This window comes from Mycobacterium sp. IS-1496 (assembly GCF_001499995.1).
Classification (GTDB): Bacteria; Actinomycetota; Actinomycetes; order Mycobacteriales; family Mycobacteriaceae; genus Mycobacterium.
The window spans coordinates 1-26,114 of the sequence record NZ_LQIU01000043.1 but is presented as its reverse complement, the minus strand read 5'-3'; the positions used below and the strand labels follow the sequence as shown (position 1 = coordinate 26,114).

Here is a 26,114-nt window from a genome sequence, read left to right as displayed (position 1 = left end):
AAAAGAGGCGCGGCACAACAAAAACAACAAACAAAAACCACCAAACACACTATTGAGTTCTCAAACAACACACCCGCCCCACCCGCGCAGCGATACCGCGGCGAAAAGCCGCGTCATCGTAGTGCGGACGGTCAGGAACCCACCGAAGTGGATGTCCCTCTGGGAGTCTGCCGCGCTCCCCGGCCCGGAGGCCGTGTCGCGGCGACGTGGAATAAGTTACGTCAGTGGAAACTCGGAGTCAAATCCCCAGCTAGGAGCGGGTTTTCGGCTCATTTCGGCGAGTGCACAGTCGTACGACCGTGCCAGATCAGCCAACGCGCTGCACGCCGGCGATATTCCGCTTGCCGCGCCGCAGGACCAGCCACCTGCCGTGCAGGAAGTCCGCGGCCTGCGGAGTCCATTCGTCGCTGTCGATCTTGACGTTGTTCACCGAGACTCCACCCTCGGCGATCGTCCTGCGTGCGGCGCCCTTGCTCGCCGACAGACCGGTGGCCACCAGCAGGTCGGTGATCAGGTCCGGCCCGCTGGGGGTGAGTTCGGCCACCGACGCCTCCCGCAACGCGGCGGCGAGGGTGGGCTCGTCGAGTGCGGTGAGCTCGCCGCGGCCGAACAGCGCCTGACTGGCGTGCTCCACCGACTCGGTCGCGTTCTCGCCGTGGACCAACGTGGTCAGCTCGCGGGCCAGGCGCCGCTGCGCGGTGCGCTGGTGAGGCCGGTCCCGCGTCGCCTCCTCCAGCTCCGTCAACTCGTCGGCGTCGAGGAACGTGAACCACCGCAGGTAATTCACCACGTCGGCGTCCGCGGTGTTGATGAAGTACTGATACCAGGCGTACGGCGTCGTCATCTCCGGGTCGAGCCACAGGTTCCCGCCACCGGTGGACTTCCCGAATTTCTTGCCCTCCGAGTCCGTCACCAGCGGCGTCGTCATCGCGTGCACGGTGTCGCCGAGCTTCTGGCGCACCAACCGGACCCCGGCGACGATGTTGCCCCACTGATCGGATCCACCGATCTGCAGCGCGCAGCCGTGCCGCTTCCGCAGCTGCACATAGTCGTTGGCCTGCAACAGCATGTAACTGAACTCGGTGTAGGAGATCCCCTCGCCTTCCAGGCGCCGCCGCACGGTGTCCCGGTCGAGCATCACATTCACCGAGAAGTACTTGCCCACGTCACGCAGGAACTCGATCGTCGACAACGCCCCCGTCCAGGAGAGGTTGTTCTCCACGATTGCGCCGGTGGGCGACTCGTCGAACTCCACGAACCGCTCGAGCTGACCGCGGATCCGATCCGCCCAGTCCGCGACCGTGTCCGCGGTCTGCAATGTGCGCTCACCCGCGTCGCGGGGATCGCCGATCATCCCCGTCGCGCCGCCGGCCAGCACGATCGGTCGGTGTCCGGCCTGTTGGAAACGGCGCAGCGTCAGCAACGGCACGAGGTGCCCGGCGTGCAGGCTGGGAGCGGTGGGGTCGAAGCCGGAATACAGCGTCATCGGGCCGGTGGCCAACTCGCCCGCCAGTGCGTCGCGGTCGGTCGACTGCGCGATCAGGCCGCGCCAGTCCAACTCGTCGAGGATGCTGCTCATGCCTCGATCTTTCCGTACGGGCCGGGGTCAGTCGCTGCCGCCCGGCGCCGGAGCCCGTGGACTGCGCCGGTACGCCGACACCTCGGGACGCCCGGCCAGCCACAGTCGCCACGGCCGGTCGGCCGCCTTGCTCACCCCGACCCGGGGCCCGGCGACGTACGGCTGTTCCTCCCCGAGCCGGAGGTGCACGGGGCTGTCGTCGCTGAAGACGTCGATTCCGTTGTCCGCCATCGTGATTCCGAGTGCCGAACACAGGTTCCCCGGCCCCCGGGCCAGGGCCGCCTCCCGCACCGACTCCCCGCGGCGGCGCGCGACGATGCCGTGCCCCGACTCGACGGCGGCGGCGCGCAGCAGGACCGCCGCGGCGACCCCGTCGTCGGCGCAGGCCACGTTCGCGCACACGTGGATGCCGTGGCTGCGGTAGGTGTAGAGGCGGCCCGCAGGTCCGAACATCACCTGATTTCGCGGGCCGGGGCCCCGGTAGGAGTGGGCGGCGGCGTCGGGCCACGGCCCGTTCGGCGGGCCGCCGTAAGCCTCGACCTCGACGACCGTCGCGCTGACCCCGCGACAGGTCAGCACCGCCCCGAGTAGTCGGCGGGCCGCCGTGAGGGGATCGACCTGCAGCATCTCGACACTCACCGCGGCGATTCTGCCCGCACCCGTTGACAGCACTCCCACCGGGGAGAATTATTCATCACATGATGACTTCATCGTCCGGTGAATTGCTCGGCTCCCCTGCCGTCGAGATCGAGAACCTCCGGGTGGTGCGGGGTAAAAGGGTCGCCATTGACGGCGTCTCCGTGTCTTTCGCGCGCGGCACCATCACCGGCATCCTCGGCCCGTCGGGGTGCGGGAAGACGACGTTGATGCGCTCGATCGTGGGCACGCAGATCGTCGCGGGCGGGTCGGTCACCGTGTTGGGCCTGCCCGCCGGATCCGCCGAACTGCGCCACCGCGTCGGATACGTCACCCAGGACCCGACGATCTACCCCGACCTGCGGGTCATCGACAACGTCCGGTATTTCGCCGCGCTGTACGGCGCCGACGCGCGTGCCGCCGACGAGGCCGTCGACGCGGTCGGACTCGGTGACCACCGCACCGCGGCGGCCGCCGACCTGTCCGGCGGCCAGCGCACGCGGGCGTCCCTGGCCTGCGCGCTGGTCGCGTCCCCCGAGCTGTTGGTCCTCGACGAACCGACCGTCGGCCTGGACCCGGTGCTGCGGGTGGACCTGTGGGCGCGATTCGACGACCTGGCCCGCCAGGGCACGACGCTCGTGGTGTCGAGCCACGTCATGGACGAGGCCGACCACTGCGGCGAACTGCTCCTCATGCGCGAGGGCCGCGTGCTGGCCCATTCCACCCCGAACCGACTGCGGAAGGACACCTCATGCACGTCTCTGGAGGAAGCGTTCCTCTCCGTCATCAGGCACAGCACCGCGGCGTGACCGCGCGACGCCGCAGCGGAACGCGCGGGTACGCCGCCACCACGAGCAGAATCCTGCGCCAGCTCCGTGCGGACCATCGCAGCGTCGCGATGATCCTCGTCGTCCCCAGCCTGATCATCACGCTGATCTACTTCATGTTCGACGACGCGCCGAACCCGCTGGGCGCCCCGTCGCCGTTCAACAACGCCTGCCTGATCATGCTCGGCGTCTTCCCGCTGATCGTCATGTTCCTCATCACCTCGATCACCATGCAGCGCGAACGGGTCTCGGGAACGCTCGAGCGCATCCTGACCACTCCCCTGCGCCGGGTCGACCTGCTCGCCGCCTACGGGACCGCCTTCTCCATCGCCGCGGCCGCCCAGGCCAGCCTGGCGTGCGTGGTCGCGTTCTGGTTTTTGGGCTTCGAGACCGCGGGCAGCCCGCTGCTGGTGATCGGCATCGCAATCATCAACGCTGTGCTCGGCGTCGGTCTCGGCCTGTTGTGCAGCGCCTTCGCCCGGACCGAATTCCAGGCCGTCCAGTTCATGCCGCTGGTGATCGCCCCGCAACTCCTGTTGTGCGGGATCATCGTGCCGCGGTCGGCTCTGCCCGAGTGGTTGCAGTGGATCAGCAACGCGATGCCGGCCAGCTACGCGCTAGAGGCGCTGCGGGAGGTGGGTGCACACCCGGCGCCGACGGGTACCGCACTGCGAGACATCGCTATCGTGGTGGCCTTCGCGGTGGCCGCACTGTGCCTGGCCGCGGCCACCCTCCGACGAAGGACCCCGTAGCGCACGTGACGACGAACGCCGAACGGAAACGTCCCGGGCGCCCGCCCGGGACGTCCGACAATCGCGAACGCATACTGGAGACCGCTCGGGAGTTGTTCGCGCGCAACGGCATCGACAAGACCTCGATCCGCTCCATCGCGGCGGGCGCCGGTGTCGACCCGGCGCTGGTGCACCACTATTTCGGCACCAAACAGCAGTTGTTCGCCGCGGCGATCCGGGTGCCCATCGACCCGATGACCGTCATCGGCCCTTTACGCGAGGTTCCGGTCGAGCGCATCGGACACGTGCTGCCCACCCTGCTGTTGCCGATCTGGGACTCCGAGATGGGCAGGGGTTTCATCGCCACGCTACGGGCGCTGCTGGCCGGCTCGGACGTCACCCTGGTCCGGTCGTTCCTGCAGGAGGTGATCGCCGCCGAGATCGGCCCGCGGATCGACAGTCCGCGCGGAAGCGGCAGGCTGCGTGTGCAATACGTCGCGTCGCAACTTCTGGGCGTGGTGATGGCGCGCTACATTCTCGAGCTCGAACCGTTCGCGTCGCTGCCCATCGAGCAGATCGCCGAGACCATCGGCCCGACCCTGCAGCGCTACCTCACCGGCGAACTGCCCGGACCTGCCTAGGACTGACCGCGCTCGAGCAGTCGCTGGTGCTCGGCGTCGTCGGTGACGGCGACCGCCTCATCGATCAACAGCACCGGGATGCCGTCGTCGATGCGGTAACCCTGCCGCAGCCGCGGGTTGTACAACATCTCGTCGCCCACCAGCAGCAGTGGACCCCGGTCCTGTGGGCAGACGAGTATCGCCCGCAACTTCTCGTCGAGCACGGCGCGCCGGCTAGTCGTAGGGGTTGATGTCGTATTCGGGCCCGACCCAGGGATTCTCGTCGCCTGGCGGCACCCACGCGGGGGCCTTGACCGCCGGGCCGCCACCGCCCGACAGCTGCGACTGCATCTGCACCTTGCGCTGGTAGGCCACGGTCGACTTGAGCGCGTCAAGCAGCCGGCTCTGGTTGGGGAGGAAATCCCAGCCTTCCTGCAGCGCGGCGAGGTTCTCCTGGGACGGCCGGAAGCCCTGCGCGCGCAGACTCAACGACTGTTCGGCGAACACCGAGATCTGGCCACCGCCGGCGCCCTGCATGTACTTGGCGCCGATCTGGTCGAGCACGTCGGCCTGCGAGGCGGGCGCGGTCACCAGCATCGCCGCGGCCAGCGCACCGCTGGCGAGCGTGCCGGTCAGGGCGCGACGCCAGCCCGAACGGTTCTTCCGGCTCTGCGAATTCATCAATCCTCCAGTCGAAGCGACGCCAGCGGGAGCCTATCAGTGCAACCGAGACGTGGCGCGGCGTCACTGTTGGGCGCGGGGCCGCATCTGTGAGTCGTCCAGCGAAGAGTCACGGTCCTGCCCTCCGGTGATCTCGGCACGCACGGCCACGGTCAGCCGCTTGCAACCATTGGTATCGGGATCGAAGTACCAAGAGTTACGCCGCGACGGGCGAGGCACGCCTGCCGCGCGCAGCGGACTGATCAACGGGCGGTACGACGCGCTCAGTTCGATGTCGGGCACGACGTGGACGAGGTCGGGCGGGATGCCGACCGGCAGGTCGGCCAGCGCCTCGGACAGCTCGGCCGTGGTGATGCTCCCGCCCGGACACAATGCCAGCGCCGTGACCGCCAACTGCCTGCCGCGCGCCTCGATGCCGTAGGTGACCGCGACGTCCACCGCACCGATGCGACCGACGGCATCGCCGATCGGCATCGCGAAGACGGGCCCACGGTCGGTGTGGATGACCGAACCGCGGTTGTCCACCAGCCAGTAGTCGCCGTCCTCGTCGCGGCGGAAGAGGTATTCGGACGACACCCAGGTGTCGGCGGGGGCGAACACGCCGCGCTTCACCGACGCCGTGGGGTCGACCGGTCCGCGGGGACGGGCCAGCAGCACACCCACCTCGTTCTCGGCCGCGCGGCGCACGAAGCCCCGGTTGTCCTCCAGGATCAGGTCGTCGTCCGCGTCGTAGGCGGCCAGTTCCACCTGACCACCGCCGGGCAGGGCACGGCCCTTGCTGCCGACCTTGGCGCCGGAGACGTTGGCCAGCACGGCCTGACCGTCGGTCGTCGCGAAGAACTCGACGACATGGGCCGGCGCGAAGATGTCGATCACCCGCTCCCACAGTCCGGTGGGCATGCCGGACCCGATGAAGAGCCGCACCGGGTGGCCACCGGACAACCGGAACGACGGGTCGTCGATGACTTCGCGCAGCATCGCCCACGTGTAGGAGACCACCGACACCCCGTACTGGCGGATCTCCTGGAGGAAGCGGTCCGGGCGCAGTCCGCGGGACAGGGCGATGCGGGTGCCGCCGACGACGGCGCCGCCCAGGCTGACGAGCAGGCCCGACTGGTGGTGCAGCGGTGTCAGGCAGTAGACGGTGTCGGTGCGGCCGAGGTTGGCCGCCGACGCCGTCCCGAACGCCGACAGCGCCCACCGGTAGTTGGTGATCTGCCGGGCGACGAGGTCGCCATTGACGGAACTGAACGCGATGAACGCCAGGTCGCGGGCCAGACCGGGGTTGGGGCGGTACCACCCGGGCAGCGCGACCTGGTCGGGGTCGATCTGTTCCATGTCGATGACGTCGGCGTCGTCGGGCAGGTGGAGGTCGCGGACATCGCCGCCACCGAGCACCAGCACGCGCATCGGCAGACCGCGTGCCGCTTCGAGGTGGGTGGGGTCGGCGATGATCTCCGACACCGCGCCGAGGCGGGCCGCGGTGACCAGGTCGACGTCGGGCGGCATCAGCACCGCCACCGCACCCAGCCGCGACAGCGCCGCGATCGCCACCAGCGCGCTGGGGCGAGTCTCCATCAAGACCCCGACGTGAGTGCCTTGGCGCACCCCGACGTCGATGAGCCCGCGCACCACGTTGTTGATGCGACGGTCGACGGCCTCGTAGGTGTGCACCCGGCCGTCGTAGAGGAGGAATTCGCCGTCGGGCGCGCCGCGGGCCTGCTCGGACAGGATCCGGCCGAGCGAGATCCGGGTGTGGTCGTTGATCTGCCCCAGCCGGGCCAGCCGCGGCAGCGTGCGGGCGGTCTCCACGGCGAGCGTCCGTGCCGACTTGTTCGCCGAGACCAGCGCACCGGCGGCCGAGCGGGCCACACCGAAGGCCATCTCGGTCGCGGCGGTGGCGCCGTGCGCGACCCGCGACGTCAGCGAGACGCCGCTTTCGATGTGTTCTTCGGGCTGCAGCGCCATCGGCTCGACGTGGTCGGGCATGTCACCGCCACCTTCGAGCCACTTGACCCAGCCGGCGACCGTCGGCCACGTCTGCTGTGAGGCCTTCGAGCCGACGACCAACCCGAAATGCCCTGCGCGGATCAGGTATTCGTACACGTCGGCCTGCGGCGCCGCCCGCTTGATCCCCCGCACCGACGGCGGCTGACCGATGTCGTCGACCTCGCCCACGACGGCGAGCACCGGACAGGTGATGTCCGACAGCGTGACCAGCTGACCGCGGATGGCGAAACCACCGGTCATCATGCGGTTGTGGGCGATGAACTGTTTGAGCAGTTCGGAGATCGCCGGGCCCGACCAGGCGATCCAACCCTCGGACGCCAGGAATCGCCGCTGCTGCTCGCGCGGCAGCAGCGCCTCACGGTCGTGCAACTGCAGCAGGAACTCGACGCGAGCCTGTGCGGTCTTGACCGGGTCGAGCATCTGGAATCCCGTGCGGGCCAGCCATCCCGGGATGTCGATGCGGCTGAACACGTGGTCGGCCATGAAGTCGGCGGCGCCCACCGCCACACCGGCGGGCAGGTTCAGCGGCAGGGCCGCAAGGGTGTCGACCGGGGCGCCGAACGCGATGATGCTGGCCAGGTCGCGGGACTGGCGAAAAGCGGCGGTCTGGTAGCAGAACATGCCGCCCTGCGAGTAGCCGGCGAGGTGGACGTCGTGGCCGGCCACCTGCTTGACGGTGTCGATCGCCTCGGACAGGGCCACCACGTGGTCGGCGAGGTTGCGCTGCATGCCGCCCTCGACCTTGTCCGGTGAGCCGAAGTCGATCACCCACGGGTCCAGGCCGGCGCGGTAGAGGATGCCGACGGCGCCCTCGTCGCGGGTCACGTCCCACATGTCGGCCGACATCATCATCGGGTGCACCATCAACACCGGCGGTCCCGGTGGTTTGGCGCCCGGACGGACATCCGGCGGGAAGTACCGCCGCAGCTTGTACATCGGCACGCTCTGCACGATCTGGAACGGTGACGGCACGGCGCCGGTCTCCAGGCCGCCGTAGCGCAGGACCTCGAGACCGTTCTGCGCCGTCGCCACCAAACGTCCGACCGGCCTGGTGATCGCCGAGAGGTCCACCACCTACTGCTCCCCTCCACGTCGCGGCCGCGCCGGGCTCACCCGGCTCCCCTGCCGTAATGCCTCGTCATCATGGCATAGCGGTGCTGGTCGGCCGCCATGAACGTCGGGCACCGCACCCGCATAGCCTTGAGGGGACATGGCGCATCTTCTCGGGGCTGAAGCCCTCCATCTCGAATACCCGACCAAAGTCGTGTTCGACAGGGTCTCGCTGGGCGTGAACGAGGGAGACCGGATCGGCATCGTGGGCCGCAACGGTGACGGCAAGTCCAGTCTGCTGGCCATGCTGGCGGGCCGGCGCAGCCCCGACTCGGGCCGGGTGACGGTGCGCGGCGGGGTGCGGATCGGGGTGCTCGATCAGGCCGACACCCTCGATGACGAGGACACCGTCGGGCATGCGGTGGTCGGTGACATGCCCGAACACGAGTGGGCCGGGGATCCGCGCGGCCGTGACGTGATCGCCGGCCTGCTCGGCGATCTGGCGTGGGACGCAGTGCTGGGCACCCTGTCGGGCGGGCAGCGCCGCCGAGTGGCGCTGGCCGCGCTACTGGCCGGCGACCACGACGTGCTGACCCTGGACGAGCCGACCAACCACCTCGACGTCGAGGCCATCACCTGGCTGGCCGAGCATCTGAAACGACGCTGGTCGCCGTCGGCCGGCGGACTGCTTGTGGTGACGCACGACCGCTGGTTCCTCGACGAGGTGTGCACCGTGACGTGGGAGGTGCACGACCGGATCGTCGAACCGTTCGACGGTGGATACGCGGCGTATGTGCTGCAGCGGGTGGAACGCGACCGCCAGGCCGCCACGATCGAGGCCCGCCGCCAGAATCTGGCCCGCAAAGAGCTGGCGTGGCTGCGCCGTGGCGCCCCGGCCCGCACGTCGAAGCCCAAGTTCCGGATCGACGCGGCGAACGCCCTGATCGCCGACGTCCCCGAGATCCGCGACAAGGTGGCACTGCAGTCGTTGGCCGTGTCACGGCTCGGCAAGCAGGTGGTCGACCTGCTCGACGTGTCGGTGTCCTACGGCGACCACGAGGTGCTCCACGGCGTCGAGTGGCGGCTCGCCCCCGGTGAACGCACCGGCATCCTCGGCGTCAACGGGGCCGGCAAGTCGACACTGCTGGGTCTCATCGACGGTTCGATGGAGCCGACCGCGGGCCAGGTCAAACGCGGTAAGACCGTCAAGATCGCGACGCTGACCCAGACCCTCGACGAACTCGAACCGCACCTCGACGATCCGGTCCGGATCGTCCTCGAAAGCCTGCGCACCACATACACTTTCGGCACCGGCTCCAAGGCTGCGGAACTGACACCAGGCCAATTGCTGGAACGGCTCGGATTCTCCAGCGCACAGCTGTCGACTCCGGTGAAGGACCTCTCCGGCGGTCAGCAGCGTCGCCTGCAGCTGCTGCTCATCCTGCTGTCACAGCCCAACGTGCTGATCCTCGACGAGCCGACCAACGACCTCGACACCGACATGCTGGCCGCTACGGAGGATCTATTGGATTCGTGGCCGGGCACCCTCATCGTGGTTAGTCACGACCGTTATTTCCTGGAGCGGGTCACCGATCAGCAGTACGGCATTCTCGGTGGTCGTCTCCGGCACCTACCGGCCGGCGTCGACGAGTACCTGCGGTTGCGCGCGGCACACGCCGCCGAGACCGGGCTCGCACCCACCGCCCCTGCGGAGGAGTCGACGGAACTGTCCGGAGCCGAGTTGCGGGCGGCGCAGAAGGAAGTCGCCGCCCTCGAGCGCCGGTTGGAGAAGCTGCAAGCCCAGATCGACCGCGCCCGCACCGCGCTCGCCGATCACGACCAGTCCGATTTCGAGGGGCTGGCCACTGAGGTCGCCGCCATTCGGGCGATGGAGGACGAGGTCGCCGAGACCGAGAGCCGCTGGTTCGAACTGACCGAGCAGATCGGCTAGCCGACGGCTGACGCATTCGGGAGTACGGTCGCGTCATGGCCGACCTCTCGGAGTTCACCGAACTGATCTCTCGCGACCATGGCCTGTGCGTGCTCAGCACCTTGCGGCGCGACGGCAGCATTCAGTCCACGGTGGTGAACGCCGGCGTCCTCGCGCATCCGGTCACCGGGACGTCGGTGGTCGGGCTGGTCGCGGTCGGCGGCTCGCTCAAACTGCGCAATCTCCGTGCCGATCCGCGTGCCACGATCGCCGCGCGCGCCGGCTGGCAGTGGGCGAGCGTCGAGGGACGTGCCGAGTTGATCGGGCCCGATGACCCGCACCCCGACGTCGACGGCGGACGCCTGCGCACCCTGCTGCGCGAGGTGTTCACGGCCGCGGGCGGCACCCACGACGATTGGGACACCTACGACCGCGTGATGGCCGACGAACGACGCACGGCGGTGCTCCTCGCCCCGGAGCGCGTGTACACCAATCCCGGGACGGGGTAGTCAGCGGCGAAGCCGCAACCTCAACCGGTCGGCGGTGTCGCGCACGACGTTGAGCTGTTTGGCCACCTGTACCGGTGCGGTGCCGCCGCGCGCGTCGCGGGAGTCGACGGACCCCTCGATCGTGAGCACCTGGCGCACCTCGCCGGTCAGTTCCGGAAGGATGCCCGTCAGTTCGGCGTCCTCGAGATCTTCGAGGCCGACACCGCGGGCTTCGGCCGCGCGCACCGCCGCACCGGCCGCCTCGTGGGCCACCCGGAACGGAACCCCGCGTCGCACCAGCCATTCCGCGACATCGGTGGCCAGGGTGTACCCCAGCGGTGCCAGTTCGGCCATCCGGTCGACGTCGAAGCGCAGCGTGGACACCAGTCCCGCGACGGCGGGCAGAAGCAGTTCGAGCTGCGCCACCGAGTCGAAGACCGGTTCCTTGTCCTCCTGCAGATCGCGGTTGTAGGCCAGCGGCTGGGCCTTGAGCGTCGCCAGCAGCCCGGTCAGGTTCCCGATCAGCCGGCCGGATTTGCCGCGCGCCAGTTCGGCGATGTCGGGGTTCTTCTTCTGCGGCATGATCGAGCTGCCCGTCGACCAGGCGTCGTGCAGTGTGACGTAGCCGAATTCGGTTGTGCTCCAAAGGATGATGTCCTCGGCGAGCCGGGAAAGGTCCACACCGATCATCGCCAGCACGAACGACGCCTCGGCGGCGAAGTCGCGGGCGGCGGTCGCGTCGATCGAGTTGTCGGCCGCCGAGTCGAAGCCCAGTTCGGCGGCGATCGCGTCGGGGTCGAGGCCCAGCGACGAGCCGGCCAGCGCGCCGGCACCGTACGGCGACACCGCGGCCCGCTTGTCGAAGTCGGCGAGCCGGTCGACGTCGCGCAGCAGCGGGTGGGCGTGGGCGAGCAGATGGTGGGCCAGCAGCACCGGCTGCGCCGACTGCAGGTGCGTCTTGCCGGGCATGATCGCCGTCGGGTGGGCGGCGGCCTGGGTCGCCAGGGCGCCCACCACGTCGAGCACCCCGTCCGCGACGCGGCGGATCGCGTCGCGCAGCCACGCCCGGAACAGGGTGGCGACCTGGTCGTTGCGGCTGCGCCCGGCGCGCAGTCGGCCCCCCAGTTCGGCGCCGACGCGGTCGATCAGGCCGCGTTCGAGCGCGCCGTGCACGTCCTCGTCGGTGACCAGGGGCGCGAAGGATCCGTCGGCGACGTCGGATGCCAGGCTGTCCAGACCGGCGAGCAGGCCGTCGCGCTGGTCCTCGGTGAGCAGACCGGCCGAGAAGAGCACGCGGGCATGGGCTTTCGACGCCGCGATGTCGTACGGTGCGAGCACCCAGTCGAAGTGTGTCGACTTGCTCAGTGCGGCCAGCGCGTCGGCGGGTCCGTCGGCGAACCGGCCACCCCACAGCGAACCTTCGTTGGTGCTCATGACGGCGTCACTACCGCGCCGAGATCGACGAAATGGCGGCGTCCACTCGCACTTTGCCGCCCGTTTGTTCGTTTGGGCGTCACTTGATGCCCAGGTCGCGGCGGGCGGAGATGCTCGACGACAGGCCGTGCACGTGCACGAAGCCCTTCGCCGACGACTGGTCGAACGTGTCGCCCTCGTCGTAGGTGGCCAGGTTGAAGTCGTACAGCGACTCCGCGCTGCGCCGGCCGTTGACGGCGATGTGACCACCGTGCAGCACCAGCCGGATCTCGCCGGACACGTGCTCCTGGGTGTGCGCCACGAACGATTCGAGCGCGCTCTTGAGCGGCGAGAACCACAGGCCGTCGTACACCAGCTCGCCCCACTTCTGGTCGGTGGTGCGTTTGAAGCGGCCCAGCTCGCGTTCCAGCGTGACGTGCTCGAGTTCGGTGTGCGCGGTGATCAGCACCATCGCCCCCGGCGCCTCGTAGATCTCGCGGCTCTTGATGCCGACGAGCCGGTCCTCGACGACGTCGAGCCGGCCGACGCCCTGAGCGCCCGCGCGGCGGTTGAGTTCCTCGATCGCCTGCAGCACGGTCACATCCCGGCCGTCGATGGACACCGGCACACCCTTGTCGAAGCCGACGATCACCTCGTCGGGGGTGCTCCAGTTGATCGTCGGGTCCTCGGTGTAGTCGTAGACGTCCTTGGTCGGCGCGTTCCACAGGTGCTCGAGGAACCCGGTCTCGACCGCCCGCCCCCACACGTTCTGGTCGATCGAGAACGGCGAGCGCTTGGTGACGTTGATCGGGATGGCGTTCTCCTCGGCGAACGCGATCGCCTTCTCCCGGGTCCACGCATAGTCACGGACGGGCGCCAACACCTCGAGATCGGGTGCCAGCGAAGCGAATCCGACCTCGAAACGGACCTGGTCGTTACCCTTGCCGGTGCAGCCGTGGGCGACGATGCCACCCTTGTGCTCACGGGCGGCGTCGACGAGGTGTTTGACGATAAGCGGCCGGCTCAGCGCGGAGACCAGCGGATAGCGGTCCATGTACAGGGCGTTCGACTGGATGGCCGGCAGGCAGTAGTGCTCGGCGAACTCGTCGCGGGCGTCGACGACGACCGCCTCGACGGCACCGCAGTCGAGGGCACGCTGACGGACGACGTCCATGTCCTCGCCGCCTTGACCGAGGTCGATGGCGACGGCCACCACCTCACGCCCGGTCTCCTTGCCGATCCAGCTGATCGCCACCGAGGTGTCCAGACCGCCGGAGTACGCCAGGATGACGCGTTCGGACATGACCAATCTCCTCTTACTTCAGGTTCTCGATGGTGGCGGCCAGCTCGACGCCCGTCATGGGCTCGCGGGCCACCACCATGATGGTGTCGTCGCCGGCGATGGTGCCGACGACGTACGGCAGCGCGGCCCGATCGAGCGCGCTGGCGAGATAGTGTGCCGCACCGGGCGGCGTGCGCAGTACGGCGAGGTTGCCGCTGGCGTCGGTGGACACCAGCAGGTCGCCGAGCAGGCGGGTCAGCCTTTCGGTGCCGCCGGAGACCCCCCGGACAGGGCTGCCGTCCTCGGGGACGACGTAGACGCCGACGCCGCCGTCGGCGCCGCGCAGTTTGACCGCACCGAGTTCCTCGAGGTCGCGCGAGAGCGTGGCCTGCGTGACCTCGATGCCTTCGTCGGCGAGCTTTGCGGCCAGCTCACCCTGGCTGCGGACGGAATGCGACGACAGGATCGCCACGATGCGGGCCTGCCGTCCGGCCCGGGTCGCCGCCGAGGTCACCCCGACCGCTCCATCAGCCACACCAGCAGTGCCTTCTGCGCGTGCAGCCGGTTCTCGGCCTCGTCCCACACCGCGCTGTGCGGTCCGTCGATGACCTCGTCGGTGATCTCGTGTCCGCGATGGGCCGGAAGGCAGTGCAGCACAACCGCATCGCTGTCGGCACGGTCGAGCAGGCCGGTGTTGACCTGGAACGGCCGGAACGGCCGCACCCGGTCGAGCCCGTCGTTCTCCTGCCCCATCGACGTCCACGTGTCCGTGACCAGGACGTCGGCGCCGTCGGCGGCCTGATGCGGATCGGCGGTGACGGTGACCGACGCGCCGGTCTGCTGCGCGCGTTCCTGCGCCGCGGCGACGAACATCGGGTGCGGTTCGAAGCCGCGCGGCGCCGCGATGGTCACGTGCATGCCTGCGGTGGCGCCGCCGAGCATCAGCGAGTGCGCCATGTTGTTGGCGCCGTCACCGAAGTACGACATCCGCAAGCCGGGCAGGGCGCCCCGGCGCTCGACCAGGGTCTGCAGATCGGCGAGCACCTGACAGGGGTGGAACTCGTCGGACAGCGCATTGATCACCGGCACGGTCGCCCCGGCGGCCATCGCGGTCAGCCGCTCCTGGGCGAAGGTGCGCCACACGATGGCATCCACGTAGCGGGACAACACCTTTCCGGTGTCCTCGAGGGTCTCCTCGCGGCCGAGCTGGGTGCTGCGCCCGTCCACCACGACCGCGTGCCCACCGAGCTGGGCGATGCCGACCTCGAAGGAGAACCGCGTGCGGGTCGAGTTCTTGTCGAAGATGACGGCGACACCGCGGGGCCCGGCGAGCGGGCGGTGCAGCAGCGGATCCTTCTTCAGCTCCGCGGCCAGGGCGAGCACCTCGGCCTGCTCGTCGGGGGTGAGGTCGTCGTCGCGCAGGAAATGTCTCATGTGCCGGCCACCTCCACGGCCGCGGTGTCGAGTACGCCGGGGAGCGCATCGAGGAAATCGCCGATCTGGGCGTCGGTGACGACCAACGGCGGGGCCAGCCGGATGACGTCGGGCGCGGCCGCGTTGACCAGGAACCCCGCGTTGCGGGCGGCGCTCTCGACGGATTTGGCGGCGGCGGCACGCAGCGCGATGCCGATCAGCAGACCGCGGCCGCGGACGTGGTCGACCAGCGGGTGGTTCAGCTCCTCGATCCCGTGATGCAGTGTCTTGCCGAGCACTCCGGCGCGGGTGATGAGGTCCTCGTCGGCCAGCGTCTTCAGCACGGCCAGCGCGGCCGCGGTGCAGACGGGGTTCCCGCCGAACGTGCTGCCGTGCAGGCCCGGTGTCAACAGGTCCCCGACGGGGCCGACGGCCAGGCAGGCGCCGATCGGCAGACCGCCGCCGAGTCCCTTGGCCAGCGTCACGACGTCGGGGGTGATGCCGTCGTGCTGGTGGGCGTAGAAGACGCCGGTGCGGCCGACCCCGGTCTGCACCTCGTCGACGACCAGCAGCGCACCGTGGCGGCTGGTGATCTCGCGGGCGGCGGCCAGGTAGCCGGCGGGCGGCTCCACGACACCGCCCTCCCCCATGATCGGTTCGAGGAACACCGCCGCGGTCTGGTCGTCGACGGCGCGGGCAAGCTCGTCGACATCCCCGAACGGCACGTGGGTGACGTGGCCCGGGAGCGGCTCGAACGGCGCCTGTTTGGCCGGCTGGCCGGTCAGCGCGAGCGATCCCATCGTGCGGCCGTGAAAGGCGTTCTGCGCGGCGACGATCCGGGTGCGACCCGTCAGCCGGGTGATCTTGAAGGCGACCTCGTTGGCCTCGGTGCCGGAGTTGCAGAAGAACACCCGCGCCGGCGCGCCGAGGTGCCCGACGAGCGCCTCGGCCAACGCGATACCCGGTTCGGTGGCGTACAGATTCGAGGTGTGGCCGAGCGTGTTGAGCTGCCGCGTCACGGCCTCGATGACCGCGGGATGGCGGTGGCCCAGCACGTTGACCGCGATACCGCCGAGCAGGTCGACGTAAGACCTGCCGTCGGCGTCGGTGACCACGGCGCCGTCACCGCTGGTGAGCGACAACGGCGGGGTGCCGTAGTTGTTCATCATCACGGCCTGCCACCGGTCCTGGAGCGTCATGAGCGCACCACCTTGGTGCCGGTCCCCTCGTCGGTGAACAGTTCGACCAGCACGCAGTGTTCGACGCGGCCGTCGATGACGTGGGCGCTGGGCACGCCCTCGGTGACGGCGCGCAGGCAGGCCTCGATCTTGGGGACCATACCGGCCTCCAGCGTCGGCAACAGTGTCGTCAGTTCGGCGGTGTTGATCTGGCTCACCAGCGAGTTGCGGTCCGGCCAGTCCGTGTAGAGCCCTTCGATGTCGGTGAGCATCAGCAGCTTCTCGGCGTTCAGTGCGGCGGCCAGCGCGGCCGCGGCGGTGTCGGCGTTGATGTTGTGGACCACACCGTTGACGTCGGGCGCGATCGTCGACACCACCGGGATGCGACCCGCGGCGATCAGGTCGAGGACGGCTTCGGTGCTGACGTGTTCGACGTCGCCGACCAGCCCGATGTCGGTGGCCACGCCGTCGACGACGACGTCGCGGCGCACCGCGGTGAACAGGTGTGCGTCTTCGCCGGTGATGCCGACGGCGTACGGGCCGTGGGCGTTGATCAGCCCGACGAGTTCGCGGCCGACCTGACCGAACAGCACCATCCGGGCGACGTCGAGCACTTCGGGTGTGGTCACCCTGAAGCCGCCCCGGAAGTCGCCCGCGATACCGAGGCGTTTGAGCATGGCGCTGATCTGCGGTCCCCCACCGTGGACGACGACGGGGTGCACACCGCAGTTGCGCAGGAACACCATGTCGGCGGCGAACGCGGCCTTGAGGGTGTCGTCGGTCATCGCGTTTCCGCCGTATTTGACGACGACGATCTTGCCGTGCAGTTGCTTGAGCCACGGCAGCGCGGCGGCGAGCACCTGCGCCTTGGTCGCGGTCGGGTTGGTTTCGGTGCCGGCGCTCATGAGCTGTAGGCCGAGTTCTCTTCGACGTAGGCGTGCGACAGGTCGGTGGTGCGCACCGTCGCCTCCCCCTTGCCCAGCGCGAGGTCGACCGTGACGTCGATGTCCGCGCCACTGAGGTCGACGTCGCGGGCGCCGGGCGCCCCGGCGCCGTCGGCGTAGGTCGGTGACCCGTTGAACGACACCGTGATCCGGTTCGGGTCGATGGTGAAGGGCACCATCCCGACCGCGGCCAGCACCCGGCCCCAGTTCGGGTCGGACCCGAACAGCGCGGTCTTGACCAGGCTGTCGCGGGCGAGCATGCGGGCCGCGGTGAGCGCGTCGTCATCGGTCGGCGCACCGGTGACGGTGATCGCGATCCGTTTGGTCACACCTTCGGCATCGGACTGCAACTGCGCGCAGAGGTCGTCACACACCCGCAGAACGGCCTCGTCGAGGTCCTCCTGGCCGGGTGCGATCTCGCTGGCGCCCGAGGCGAGCAGCAGCACGGTGTCGTTCGTCGAACAGCTGCCGTCGATGTCGAGCCGGTCGAAGGTGCGCTTCGCCGCCCGGCGCAGCGCCGTGTCGAGCGCCTCGGCACTGGCCACCGCGTCGGTGGTGAGCACGCAGAGCATGGTGGCCAGCGAGGGCGCCATCATGCCCGCGCCCTTCGCCATCCCGCCGACGGTCCAGTTGCCGGGGTGATGCAGCGCAACCTGTTTCGGCACGATGTCGGTGGTCATGATGGCGCGGGCGGCCTCCTCACCGCCCGAGAGGCCGCCGGCCGTCTCGTGCACCACCTCGGTGACACCGGCGAGCACCTTGTCCATCGGCAGCCGGTCGCCGATCAGACCGGTCGAGCAGACGGCGACCTCGATGGCGCCGGTCTCCGAACCCCAGTCCGACAGCGCCGCGGCGACCGCTTCGGCGGTGGCGTGGGCGTCCTGGAATCCGAGCGGACCGGTGCAGGCGTTCGCCCCGCCGGAGTTGAGGATGACGGCGCGCAACCGGCCGGTGGTGAGCACCTGCCGGCTCCACAGCACGGGCGCCGCCTGAACCTGGTTGCGGGTGAACACTCCGGCGGCGGTGTGGTCGGGGCCTTCGTTGAGCACCAGGGCCAGGTCGAGCGCGCCGGATGCCTTGATACCGGCGGCGATCCCGGCGGCCCGGAAGCCGGCGGGTGCGGTGACACCCTGGGTGCGGATCAGCGGCGCGGTCACGGTGCGACCCCCACCACGGAGAGACCCTCGGTCTCCGGCCAGCCCAGCGCCAGGTTCATCGACTGCACGGCGGCGCCACCGGTCCCCTTGACCAGGTTGTCGATCGCCGCGATCGCGATGAACGTCCTCGCCTCGTCATCCACGGCGACGGCCAGTTGCGCGGCGTTGCTGCCGATCACCGAGCCGGTCTTGGGCAGTTGCCCTTCGGGGAGCAGGTGAACGAACGGTTCTGCGTCGTAGGCCTTTTCGTAGGCGGCACGCAGCTGCGACAGCGACGCGGAGGTGCGGGCCGTGCAGGTGGCGAGAATCCCCCGTGAGGTGGGGATCAACACCGGGGTGAACGACACCGTGACCTCTTTGTCGGTCACGGCACGCAGCCCCTGCGCGATCTCGGGGGTGTGGCGGTGTTTGCCGCCGACGTTGTATGCCCGCGCCGATCCGATGACCTCCGCTCCGAGGAGATCGGTTTTGGCGGCCCGGCCCGCGCCGGAGGTGCCGCTGACCGCGACGACGGTGACCGCCGGGTCGATCAGGTCCTCGGCGACGGCGGGCAGCAGCGCCAGCAGCGCCGCGGTGGGATAGCAGCCGGGTACGGCGATGCGCCGGGCTCCGGTGAGGCGGTCACGGGCACCGGGCAGTTCGGGGAGCCCGTACGGCCAGCTGCCTGCGTGCGCCGAGCCGTAGAACCGCTCCCAGGCGGCGGCGTCGGTGAGCCGGAAATCCGCACCGCAGTCGATGATGAGCGTGTCGTCGCCGAGTTGTTCGGCCAGCGCGGCGGAGTGCCCGTGCGGGAGGCCGAGGAAGACGACGTCGTGACCGGACAGTGTCTCGGCGTCGGTGGCCTCGAGCACGCGGCCCGCCAGCGGCAGCAGATGCGGGTGGTGTTCGCCCAGCATCGTGCCGGCGCTGCCCGCCGCGGTCAGCGCGCCGATCGTCAATCGGCCGTCGGCGTAGGCAGGATGTCCGAGGAGCAGGCGCAGGATTTCCCCGCCGGCGTATCCGCTGGCCCCGGCGACCGCGACAGAAGTCATGCAGGAATTCTGCATGTTTATGCAGTCAATTGCAAATTCATTGAGCTCCCTCGCGCGAGAAGCGTCAGCGGCGTTGTTCTGCGCCGACGCGCTCGGCCGCGGCCTGCACGGCCGCCTCCCGTGCGGCGCTCGCCTCGTCCTCGGTCAAGGTGCGGTCCGCGGCGCGGAACCGCAACGCCAGTGCCAGCGACTTGCGGCCCTCCCCGATCTGCGGACCGGTGTACACGTCGAACAGACGCACATCCTCGAGCAGGTCTCCCGCGCCGGCGCGCACGGCGTCGACCACGCTCTGCGCCGCGACCTCGTCGTCGACGACCAGGCTGACGTCCTGGAAGACGGCGGGAAACGGCGACACCCGCGGCGCGGGCAGGCGCTCGGTGATCGGCACCGCGTCGAGGTCGAGTTCGACCGCGCACGTGCCCTTGGGCAGACCGGCGCGTTCGACGACTGCCGGATGCAACTGTCCGGCATACCCGACAACGGTGTCGCCGAGCAGCACCTCGGCGCACCGGCCGGGATGCCACGGAAGGCGTTGGGCGGAGCGCAACGCGAAGTCGACCCCGGTCGCACGGCCCACGATGCGCACCATCTCGAACGCGTCGGCGGCCTCGACCGGTCGGCCCCGGCCCCACGGCCCGGCCGGTTCACGCAGGCCGGTCAACACCGCACCGACGTGCTGCGGCTGACGCGGCAGCGAGGCGTCGAGGGTGGCGATCTCCTCCTCGGTCGGACGGCGGTCGTTGGGGATCCGCTCGACGGCGCGGGTGTCCGCGGTGGGTTCGACGACCTGCGCGATGGCGAACAGCGCCGTGTCGGCCGCCCCGCGGGACACGTTGCGGGTCAACGCCTCGAGCAGTCCGGGCAGCAGGGTCGTGGCCAGATGCGGCCGGTCGGCCTCCAACGGGTTGAGCACCTGGGTGGTGGCGCGGCGCGGATCGTCGGCGTCGAGGCCCCACACGTCGAAGACGCCGGCCGGCAGGAACGGGGTGGGCAGGATCTCGACGTAGCCGCTCAGGGCCAGCGACTTGCCGATCGCGCGGCGGCGCTTCTGCCCGGCAGTCAGGCCACGCCCGGCGGGCGCGGCGGGCAGTACCGAGGGGATGCGCTCGAGACCTTCTAGCCGTAGCACCTCCTCGACCAGGTCGGCCGGCTGCCTGAGGTCCGGGCGCCAGCTCGGCGGGACGGCCGTCAGGCGGTCGCCGTCGACGCTCACCGTGGCGCCGATCTGGCTGAGTCGCCTCTCGGTGGTGCCCGCTGCGTAGTCGACGCCGGCCGTGCGGTCGGGGCGGTCGAGGGCCATCGACACCGGCGGCGGCGACCAGTCCTCGCGCGGCGGGTCGCCGCGCCAGTCGGTCAACCGGGGTTCGACGGCGCCGCCCGCGATGTCGGCGAGCAGCGCGGCGCACCGGTCGAGCGCCGCGACCGAGATCGCCGGGTCCACCGTGCGCTCGTAGCGACGTCCGGCCTCGCTGGCCAGGCGCAGCCTGCGCTGGGTGCGCGACACCGCGGCCGGATCCCACACCGCCGCTTCCAGCAGCACATCGGTGGTCGTCTCGCGGACCTCTGTCGTGCCGGCTCCCATCACGCCGCCGATCGCGGCGGTGGCCGCGTCGTCGACGATCAACACGTCGGCCGGGTCGAGTCGGCGTTCGACGTCGTCGAGCGTGACGACCGTCTCGCCGGGCTCGGCGAAGCGCACCCGGAAGCCGCCGGTGATCAGGCCGCGGTCGTGGGCGTGCATCGGGTGCCCGAATTCGAGCATCACGTAGTTGGTGACATCGACGGCGGGCGAGATCGCGCGGATGCCCGACAGCAGCAGGCGGCGCTGCAGCCACCACGGGGACACCGCGGCGGGGTCGATGCCGGTGACGGGTCGCAGCCCGAACCGCAACACCCCGGTGCCCGGGTCGATCACCAGCGGCAGCGCCTCACCCTCGACGGGAAGGGCCGGCACATCGGTCGGGTCCACGTAGTCGAGGTCGTAGGCGCACGCGATCTCGCGGGCCATACCGCGCACCGACAGGCAGTAGCCGCGGTCCGGGGTGATCGCGAGGTCGAACACGACGTCGTCGAGGCCGAGCACCTCCGCGGCGGGCGTACCGGGCGCGGCGGTCCCGGCCGGCAGCACGAGGATGCCGGAGTGGTCGGCGCCGAGGTTGAGTTCGGACGCCGAGCAGATCATCCCGTCCGAGGTGCGGCCGTAGGTCTTACGCGTCGCGATCGTGAAGTCGCCGGGCAGGATGACGCCGGGCAGCGCCACCACTACCAGGTCACCGACCACGAAATTGGTGGCGCCGCAGACGATGTCACGGGGTTCGGCTTCGCCGACGTCGGCCTTGACCGCGCGGATCGGCTTCTTGAACTCGGTGAGCTCCTCGATCTCGGCGACCCGGCCGACGGTCAGGGGTCCGGTCACCGGGCCGACGGGGTGCACGCCCTCGACCTCGTGACCGATGCGGATAAGGGTCTGCTCGAGCTCGTCGGCGGACACGTCCCAACCAGGCGAACCGGCTGCCACCACCTCGCGCAGCCAGCTGTACGGCAGCCGCATCAGGCGCCCACCCCGAAGGGCAGCGAGAACCGGACGTCACCTTCGACCATGTCGCGCATATCGGGAATCCCGTTGCGGAACTGCAATGTTCGCTCCAAACCCATGCCGAATGCGAAGCCGGAGTACACGTCGGGATCGATCCCGCAGGCGCGCAACACATTCGGGTTGACCATTCCGCATCCGCCCCACTCCACCCAGCCGGGACCGCCCTTCTTGCCGGGGAACCACACGTCGACCTCGGCCGACGGCTCGGTGAACGGGAAGAAGTGCGGCCGGAACCGGGTGCCACCCTGCGGACCGAACTGTGCGCGCGCGAACGCGTCCAGGGTGCCGCGCAGGTGCGCCATGGTCAGACCCTTGTCGACAGCGAGCCCCTCGACCTGGTGGAACACGGGCGTATGGGTGGCGTCGAGCTCGTCGGTGCGGAACGTGCGGCCGATCGAGACGATGTAGACCGGTAGATCACGTTCCAGCAGCGCGCGGATCTGCACCGGCGAGGTGTGCGTGCGCAGCACCTGGCGTGACCCGTCGGGTGCGACGTGGAACGTGTCCTGTTCGCTGCGGGCCGGATGGTCCGGTGGGAAGTTCAGCGCGTCGAAGTTGAACTGCTCGGTCTCGACCTCGGGTCCCTCGGCCAGTTCCCAGCCCATGGCGACGAAGGTGTCGGCGACGTTCTCGGCCAGGATCGTGATCGGGTGGCGGGCGCCGACCGGTTGACGCGTCGACGGCAGTGTGACGTCGATGCGTTCGGCGACCAGCACCGCCGCGTCGCGTTCGGCCCGCAGCGCGGCGAGGCGCTCGTCGTAGCCGTCCTGGGCGGCCGCCCGCGCCACGTTGACCCGCTTACCCGCATCGGCGCGCTCCGTCTTGGGCAAGCTCCCCAACGACTGACGGGCCACCGCGATCGGCGACCGGTCACCGAGGTGCTCGGTCTTCGCGCGGGCCAGCGCGTCGAGATCGGCGGCCGAATCGAACGCGCGGCGGGCCGCGTCGACCGCTTCGGTCAACGCCTCTTCGGACAGGTTTCCGGCCATTCCGGGCTGCTCAGCCACCCGGCGATCATAGGTGATCGCCCGACCCGGTCTCGCGGCCGTTTCCCCTAGGAGTCGTCGTCGCCGGAGTCCTCCCCCGGCGGCCTGGTCCTGCGCAACCGGTACATGGCCAGATCGGGGGGCACACCGTCGGGTTTGAGGCTGAACACCTGCCTGCGCTGACGCTTCGCGGTCACGTTCAGCGCGGTGAGATCCTCGGCGGGAATCTGGTCGAGCGTGCTCTGCGAGACGACCAGCCCGCCTCGGGTGGCCCGCTCCATCACCCGCGCCGCGATGTTGACGTCCACCCCCAGCCAGTCCGAGCCGATCCGCTGCGGTCGGCCGGTGTGGACGCCCACCCGCATCCGCGGGCGGTACCCGTCGATCTCGACCGACCGGACCGCGGCCATCGCGTCGAGCACCGCGCGCACCGCGGTACCGGGGTCGGTGAACACCGCCATGGACCCGTCACCCATCCGTTTGACGATGCGCCCACCGGCTTCGAGCAGCGGCGGTTCGTAGGCCTGGGCGACGCGGCGCAGCAGCCGCAGGGTCGCGTCGTCACCGGCGGTCAACGACCACGACGAGAACCCGACCAGGTCACTGAACACGAGCGTGACCTCCGCATTGGCCGGCTTGCCCGAGACCCTTTCGGTGACCGCCTGCCAGATCTGCAGAGCGCCGAGGCTGACCTCACGCGAGACGGCCTCGCGGTCGAGCAGCCGGTCCGCGACGCGCGCGGCGGCGCGTGGTCCGCCCACCCCGTCGGCCGACAGGGGGTCCCCGAAGTCCGGGTCGCCCGGCAACGCCCGGCGGGCGCGGCGCAGCAATTCGACCATGCCGGCACTGTGGTTGGCGCTGTAGAACCAGCCGAGCGGTCCTGCCGCTCCGCGTGACGGCAGGCGTTCCTCGTCGTCCGTACCGCCGGTTCGCTCACCGAAGGGCTCCACCTCCACGCCGCCAGCGTATGCGGCGGCCCGGGACCCGGCCAACGAGCACCTGGGTGACGAGGCGCATACATCGGTGCCTTCGGGGAATGACAACGCGTGGCGCGCCGCGCGCTTCATAGACAACACCTGTTGTCCTAACTATGGTGTGGATCACAGTGAGCATCGATCAGCGAGGACCCGATGACCGCGAGGAAGCCCCCGGCGACGTCGCCGAAAACCCTGCACTCGTGTGAGATGCGGCCGGACCCGCTGGGACCGGATTCCTTGACCTGGAAGTACTTCGGGGACCTGCGCACCGGCATGCTGGGCGTCTGGATCGGCGCGATCCAGAACATGTACCCCGAGCTGGGCGCCGGCGTGGAAGACCACTCGGTGCTGTTGCGCGAACCGCTGCAACGCGTCGCGCGGTCGGTCTACCCGATCATGGGCGTCGTCTACGACGGCGATCGCGCCACGCAGACCGGTGAGCAGATCAAGAGCTACCACACGACGATCAAGGGCACCGACCACGCCGGACGGCGTTACCACGCGCTCAATCCCGAGACGTTCTACTGGGCGCACGCCACGTTCTTCATGCTGATCATCAAAACCGCGGAATACTTCTGCGGCGGGCTCACCGAGGCCGAGAAGCGCCAACTGTTCGACGAGCACGTGCAGTGGTACCGGATGTACGGAATGAGCATGCGGCCCGTGCCCGAGTCGTGGGACGAGTTCTGCGAGTACTGGGACCGCAAGTGCCGTGAGGAACTCGAGATCAACCAGGCGACGCTGGACATCTTCTCCATCCGCATCCCCAAGCCCTGGTTCGTGTTGATGCCGACACCGGTGTGGGACCAGATGTTCAGACCGATGCTCGGTGCGCAACGGTGGATCGCCGCCGGACTGTTCGACCCCGCGGTGCGCGAGCGCGCGGGCATGAGGTGGACTCCCGGCGACGAGGTCGTGCTGAGGCTGTTCGGCAAACTCGTCGAGTTGGCGTTCGTCGCAGTGCCCGACGAGATCCGCCTGCACCCCCGCGCGCTGGCCGCCTACCGACGTGCCGAAGGCAAACTCCCGGCCGACGCTCCCCTGGTCGAGGCGCCCGCGTTCATGGGCCCGCCCGCCGACCGCCGCGGCCTGCCGATGCACTACGTCCCCCGCCGCAAGACGCTGCTCGACAAAGCCGGGTCGCTGGTGCACACGACGTTCTCTTTGGCGGGCCGCCGTCCGGCCCGCGGACGCGGTAAGGCAGCCTAAAGGGCATGCTCGAGTGGTCTGATGTCGATCTTGCCGTGCGCGATGCCGTCCGGGAGTTCGTCGACAAAGAAATCCGTCCCCATGTCGACGCTCTGGAGAGCGGCGAGATGGAGCCCTATCCCATCATCCGAAAGCTGTTCAGCACCTTCGGAATCGACGCGATGGCCAAGGAGTCGCTGGACAAGCGGTTGGCCCGCCTCCGCGACGGCGACACCGGCGTGGCGAAGTCCTCGGGCGGCGGTGGCATGTTCGGCGGCGGCCCCGACCAGGCGGGCATGGGGTTCGTCTTGGTCAGCGAACTGTGCCGGGTGTGCATGGGCATCGTCGCAGGGATGGGCGTCAGTCTCGGCCTGACGGTCCCGACCATCATGGGCCGCGGCACGCTCGCCCAGCAGGAGCGCTGGCTGCCGGGTCTGGTGACCTACGAGAAGGTGGGCGCCTGGGCGATCACCGAACCGGACTCGGGGTCCGATGCGTTCGGCGGTATGAAGTCCTACGTCGTCCGTGACGGCGACGAATACATCCTCAACGGCCAGAAGACGTTCATCACCAACGGGCCCGACGCCGATGTCGTGGTCGTCTACGCCAAACTCGACGAGGGTGACGGTGTCGACAAACGGGACCGCAAGGTCCTGACGTTCGTACTCGACCGCGGCATGGAGGGCTTCGTGCAGTCGAAGCCGTTCCGCAAGATGGGGATCCACTCCTCCCGCACCGGCGAACTGTTCTTCAACAACGTGCGGTTGAGCCGCGACCGACTGCTCGGCGAGACCGAGGACAACAAGGCCGGCGACGGACGCGACAGCGCGCGGTCGAGCTTCTCCGCCGAGCGCATCGGCGTGGCGGCGATGGCCCTCGGCGTCATCGAGGAATGCCTGCGCCTGTCGGTCGACTACGCGCGGTCTCGCACGCTCTGGGGCAAGGAGATCGGCCAGTTCCAGCTCATCCAGCTCAAGCTCGCGAGCATGGAGGTGGCGCGGATGAATGTGCGCAACATGCTGTTCCGGGTGATCGAGGCCTCCCAGACCGGCACCCCGATCTCACTCGCGGAGGCGTCGGCGATCAAGTGGTACTGCTCGCAGGCCGCCACGGACGTCGCGATGGAGGCGGTGCAACTGTTCGGCGGCAACGGCTACATGACCGAGTACCGCGTCGAACAGCTGGCCCGCGACGCGAAGTCGCTGATGATCTACGCCGGCAGCAACGAGGTGCAGATCACCCACGTGGCGAAGGGTCTGCTGCGCGACTACTGAGCGCATCTGGCCGCGCCGAGCGTGCGCTCAGTGCGAAGAATCGGCTGGCGGTTTCAAGCGGTCGATGCAACAGCTGGTGGGTTGGACAGTAGTTGGTTGAGGGCTTCGGCCGGTGTTTTCCAG

General features: G+C 69.6%; 23 protein-coding genes. 7 read left to right on the top strand and 16 right to left on the bottom strand.

All coding sequences use genetic code 11. The features are described from left to right. Positions 1-307 precede the first annotated feature (307 nt). Complete coding sequence (gene tyrS, locus AU195_RS19590; protein ID WP_059160726.1) at positions 308-1,579, bottom strand: tyrosine--tRNA ligase; 1,272 nt, start codon at positions 1,577-1,579, stop codon at positions 308-310. 27 nt (positions 1,580-1,606) lie between these two features. Then, on the bottom strand, positions 1,607-2,206 hold the full coding sequence (locus tag AU195_RS19585) for a DNA-3-methyladenine glycosylase (protein WP_059160728.1): 600 nt from the start codon (positions 2,204-2,206) through the stop codon (positions 1,607-1,609). A gap of 71 nt (positions 2,207-2,277) precedes the next feature. Between AU195_RS19585 and AU195_RS19580 the strand changes: the two genes are divergently transcribed. Genes AU195_RS19580 through AU195_RS19570 form a run of 3 tightly spaced genes read left to right on the top strand, consistent with a single transcriptional unit; the run spans position 2,278 to position 4,414 of the window. Next, positions 2,278-3,024: an ABC transporter ATP-binding protein gene (locus tag AU195_RS19580; RefSeq protein WP_059160725.1), complete on the top strand. Its 747-nt coding sequence runs from the start codon at positions 2,278-2,280 to the stop codon at positions 3,022-3,024. Then, on the top strand, positions 2,967-3,794 hold the full coding sequence (locus AU195_RS19575) for an ABC transporter permease (protein ID WP_082703126.1): 828 nt from the start codon (positions 2,967-2,969) through the stop codon (positions 3,792-3,794). Before AU195_RS19580 ends, AU195_RS19575 begins: the two co-directional genes overlap by 58 nt. 5 nt (positions 3,795-3,799) lie before the next feature. Next, complete coding sequence (locus AU195_RS19570) at positions 3,800-4,414, top strand: TetR/AcrR family transcriptional regulator (RefSeq protein WP_059160724.1); 615 nt, start codon at positions 3,800-3,802, stop codon at positions 4,412-4,414. On the opposite strand, the gene AU195_RS19565 is transcribed toward AU195_RS19570, so the two are convergent. The 3 genes from AU195_RS19565 to AU195_RS19555 form a co-directional block, all read right to left on the bottom strand. Further along, a complete protein-coding gene (locus AU195_RS19565) occupies positions 4,411-4,617 on the bottom strand; it encodes a Trm112 family protein (protein WP_059160723.1) in 207 nt (68 codons plus the stop codon). The two genes, AU195_RS19570 and AU195_RS19565, sit on opposite strands and share 4 nt — an antisense overlap. Before the next feature lie 10 nt (positions 4,618-4,627). After that, entirely contained in the window at positions 4,628-5,074 is a 447-nt protein-coding gene (locus AU195_RS19560; protein WP_059160722.1) for a hypothetical protein, read from the bottom strand. Positions 5,075-5,137: 63 nt separating this feature from the next. Beyond that, on the bottom strand, positions 5,138-8,155 hold the full coding sequence (locus AU195_RS19555) for an acyl-CoA synthetase (protein WP_059160721.1): 3,018 nt from the start codon (positions 8,153-8,155) through the stop codon (positions 5,138-5,140). Between the two features lie 139 nt (positions 8,156-8,294). Between AU195_RS19555 and AU195_RS19550 the strand changes: the two genes are divergently transcribed. Together AU195_RS19550 and AU195_RS19545 are read left to right on the top strand one after the other, a co-directional pair. Beyond that, positions 8,295-10,085 (top strand): ABC-F family ATP-binding cassette domain-containing protein, encoded by a 1,791-nt coding sequence (locus tag AU195_RS19550; RefSeq protein WP_059160720.1) that lies wholly within the window; start codon positions 8,295-8,297, stop codon positions 10,083-10,085. A 35-nt stretch (positions 10,086-10,120) separates the two neighbouring features. Next, a complete protein-coding gene (locus tag AU195_RS19545) occupies positions 10,121-10,573 on the top strand; it encodes a TIGR03618 family F420-dependent PPOX class oxidoreductase (protein WP_059160719.1) in 453 nt (150 codons plus the stop codon). On the opposite strand, the gene argH is transcribed toward AU195_RS19545, so the two are convergent. From argH to AU195_RS19490, 11 genes are all read right to left on the bottom strand, one after another. Then, positions 10,574-11,986 (bottom strand): argininosuccinate lyase, encoded by a 1,413-nt coding sequence (gene argH, locus AU195_RS19540; protein WP_059160718.1) that lies wholly within the window; start codon positions 11,984-11,986, stop codon positions 10,574-10,576. 79 nt (positions 11,987-12,065) lie between these two features. Further along, positions 12,066-13,268, bottom strand: coding sequence for an argininosuccinate synthase (locus AU195_RS19535; RefSeq protein ID WP_059160717.1), 1,203 nt, complete (start codon positions 13,266-13,268; stop codon positions 12,066-12,068). 13 nt (positions 13,269-13,281) lie between these two features. Further along, the gene (locus tag AU195_RS19530) at positions 13,282-13,782 is read right to left on the bottom strand and encodes an arginine repressor (protein WP_172800639.1); all 501 of its coding nucleotides are present in this window, start codon (positions 13,780-13,782) and stop codon (positions 13,282-13,284) included. Beyond that, positions 13,758-14,681: an ornithine carbamoyltransferase gene (gene argF, locus AU195_RS19525; RefSeq protein ID WP_059160715.1), complete on the bottom strand. Its 924-nt coding sequence runs from the start codon at positions 14,679-14,681 to the stop codon at positions 13,758-13,760. The genes AU195_RS19530 and argF overlap by 25 nt, the downstream gene beginning before the upstream one ends. After that, on the bottom strand, positions 14,678-15,859 hold the full coding sequence (locus AU195_RS19520) for an acetylornithine transaminase (protein WP_059160714.1): 1,182 nt from the start codon (positions 15,857-15,859) through the stop codon (positions 14,678-14,680). The genes argF and AU195_RS19520 overlap by 4 nt, the downstream gene beginning before the upstream one ends. Beyond that, positions 15,856-16,743, bottom strand: coding sequence for an acetylglutamate kinase (gene argB / locus AU195_RS19515; protein ID WP_059160713.1), 888 nt, complete (start codon positions 16,741-16,743; stop codon positions 15,856-15,858). The genes AU195_RS19520 and argB overlap by 4 nt, the downstream gene beginning before the upstream one ends. Beyond that, positions 16,740-17,939 carry a bifunctional glutamate N-acetyltransferase/amino-acid acetyltransferase ArgJ gene (argJ, locus tag AU195_RS19510; protein ID WP_157531195.1) on the bottom strand — a complete coding sequence of 400 codons (1,200 nt, stop codon included), beginning with the start codon at positions 17,937-17,939 and terminating at the stop codon, positions 16,740-16,742. Before argJ ends, argB begins: the two co-directional genes overlap by 4 nt. Continuing rightward, the gene (gene argC / locus AU195_RS19505; protein ID WP_059160711.1) at positions 17,936-18,985 is read right to left on the bottom strand and encodes an N-acetyl-gamma-glutamyl-phosphate reductase; all 1,050 of its coding nucleotides are present in this window, start codon (positions 18,983-18,985) and stop codon (positions 17,936-17,938) included. The genes argJ and argC overlap by 4 nt, the downstream gene beginning before the upstream one ends. Positions 18,986-19,034: 49 nt before the next feature. Next, positions 19,035-21,521: a phenylalanine--tRNA ligase subunit beta gene (gene pheT, locus AU195_RS19500; RefSeq protein ID WP_059160710.1), complete on the bottom strand. Its 2,487-nt coding sequence runs from the start codon at positions 21,519-21,521 to the stop codon at positions 19,035-19,037. After that, positions 21,521-22,555 (bottom strand): phenylalanine--tRNA ligase subunit alpha, encoded by a 1,035-nt coding sequence (gene pheS / locus AU195_RS19495; RefSeq protein WP_059160709.1) that lies wholly within the window; start codon positions 22,553-22,555, stop codon positions 21,521-21,523. Before pheS ends, pheT begins: the two co-directional genes overlap by 1 nt. Positions 22,556-22,620: 65 nt before the next feature. Next, positions 22,621-23,508: an adenylate/guanylate cyclase domain-containing protein gene (locus AU195_RS19490; RefSeq protein WP_059160708.1), complete on the bottom strand. Its 888-nt coding sequence runs from the start codon at positions 23,506-23,508 to the stop codon at positions 22,621-22,623. Between the two features lie 228 nt (positions 23,509-23,736). Here AU195_RS19490 and AU195_RS19485 point away from each other — a divergent pair, with 228 nt between their 5' ends. After that, a complete protein-coding gene (locus tag AU195_RS19485) occupies positions 23,737-24,738 on the top strand; it encodes an oxygenase MpaB family protein (RefSeq protein ID WP_157531196.1) in 1,002 nt (333 codons plus the stop codon). A 5-nt stretch (positions 24,739-24,743) separates the two neighbouring features. Beyond that, positions 24,744-25,991 (top strand): acyl-CoA dehydrogenase family protein, encoded by a 1,248-nt coding sequence (locus AU195_RS19480; RefSeq protein ID WP_059160706.1) that lies wholly within the window; start codon positions 24,744-24,746, stop codon positions 25,989-25,991. Positions 25,992-26,114: the final 123 nt, after the last annotated feature.

What these genes read in the sequence shown, in the direction of transcription:
- AU195_RS19580 (WP_059160725.1), top strand. Translation starts at nt 2,278, where the DNA reads ATGATGACTTCATCGTCCGGTGAATTGCTCGGCTCCCCTGCCGTCGAG.
- pheT (WP_059160710.1), bottom strand. Translation starts at nt 21,521, where the DNA reads ATGCGGCTGCCGTACAGCTGGCTGCGCGAGGTGGTGGCAGCCGGTTCG.
- AU195_RS19560 (WP_059160722.1), bottom strand. Translation starts at nt 5,074, where the DNA reads ATGAATTCGCAGAGCCGGAAGAACCGTTCGGGCTGGCGTCGCGCCCTG.
- argC (WP_059160711.1), bottom strand. Translation starts at nt 18,985, where the DNA reads ATGCAGAATTCCTGCATGACTTCTGTCGCGGTCGCCGGGGCCAGCGGA.
- AU195_RS19485 (WP_157531196.1), top strand. Translation starts at nt 23,737, where the DNA reads ATGCGGCCGGACCCGCTGGGACCGGATTCCTTGACCTGGAAGTACTTC.
- AU195_RS19480 (WP_059160706.1), top strand. Translation starts at nt 24,744, where the DNA reads ATGCTCGAGTGGTCTGATGTCGATCTTGCCGTGCGCGATGCCGTCCGG.
- argB (WP_059160713.1), bottom strand. Translation starts at nt 16,743, where the DNA reads ATGAGCGCCGGCACCGAAACCAACCCGACCGCGACCAAGGCGCAGGTG.
- AU195_RS19585 (WP_059160728.1), bottom strand. Translation starts at nt 2,206, where the DNA reads ATGCTGCAGGTCGATCCCCTCACGGCGGCCCGCCGACTACTCGGGGCG.
- argF (WP_059160715.1), bottom strand. Translation starts at nt 14,681, where the DNA reads ATGAGACATTTCCTGCGCGACGACGACCTCACCCCCGACGAGCAGGCC.
- tyrS (WP_059160726.1), bottom strand. Translation starts at nt 1,579, where the DNA reads ATGAGCAGCATCCTCGACGAGTTGGACTGGCGCGGCCTGATCGCGCAG.
- AU195_RS19520 (WP_059160714.1), bottom strand. Translation starts at nt 15,859, where the DNA reads ATGACGCTCCAGGACCGGTGGCAGGCCGTGATGATGAACAACTACGGC.
- pheS (WP_059160709.1), bottom strand. Translation starts at nt 22,555, where the DNA reads ATGGCCGGAAACCTGTCCGAAGAGGCGTTGACCGAAGCGGTCGACGCG.
- AU195_RS19575 (WP_082703126.1), top strand. Translation starts at nt 2,967, where the DNA reads ATGCACGTCTCTGGAGGAAGCGTTCCTCTCCGTCATCAGGCACAGCAC.
- AU195_RS19535 (WP_059160717.1), bottom strand. Translation starts at nt 13,268, where the DNA reads ATGTCCGAACGCGTCATCCTGGCGTACTCCGGCGGTCTGGACACCTCG.
- argH (WP_059160718.1), bottom strand. Translation starts at nt 11,986, where the DNA reads ATGAGCACCAACGAAGGTTCGCTGTGGGGTGGCCGGTTCGCCGACGGA.
- AU195_RS19545 (WP_059160719.1), top strand. Translation starts at nt 10,121, where the DNA reads ATGGCCGACCTCTCGGAGTTCACCGAACTGATCTCTCGCGACCATGGC.
- AU195_RS19550 (WP_059160720.1), top strand. Translation starts at nt 8,295, where the DNA reads ATGGCGCATCTTCTCGGGGCTGAAGCCCTCCATCTCGAATACCCGACC.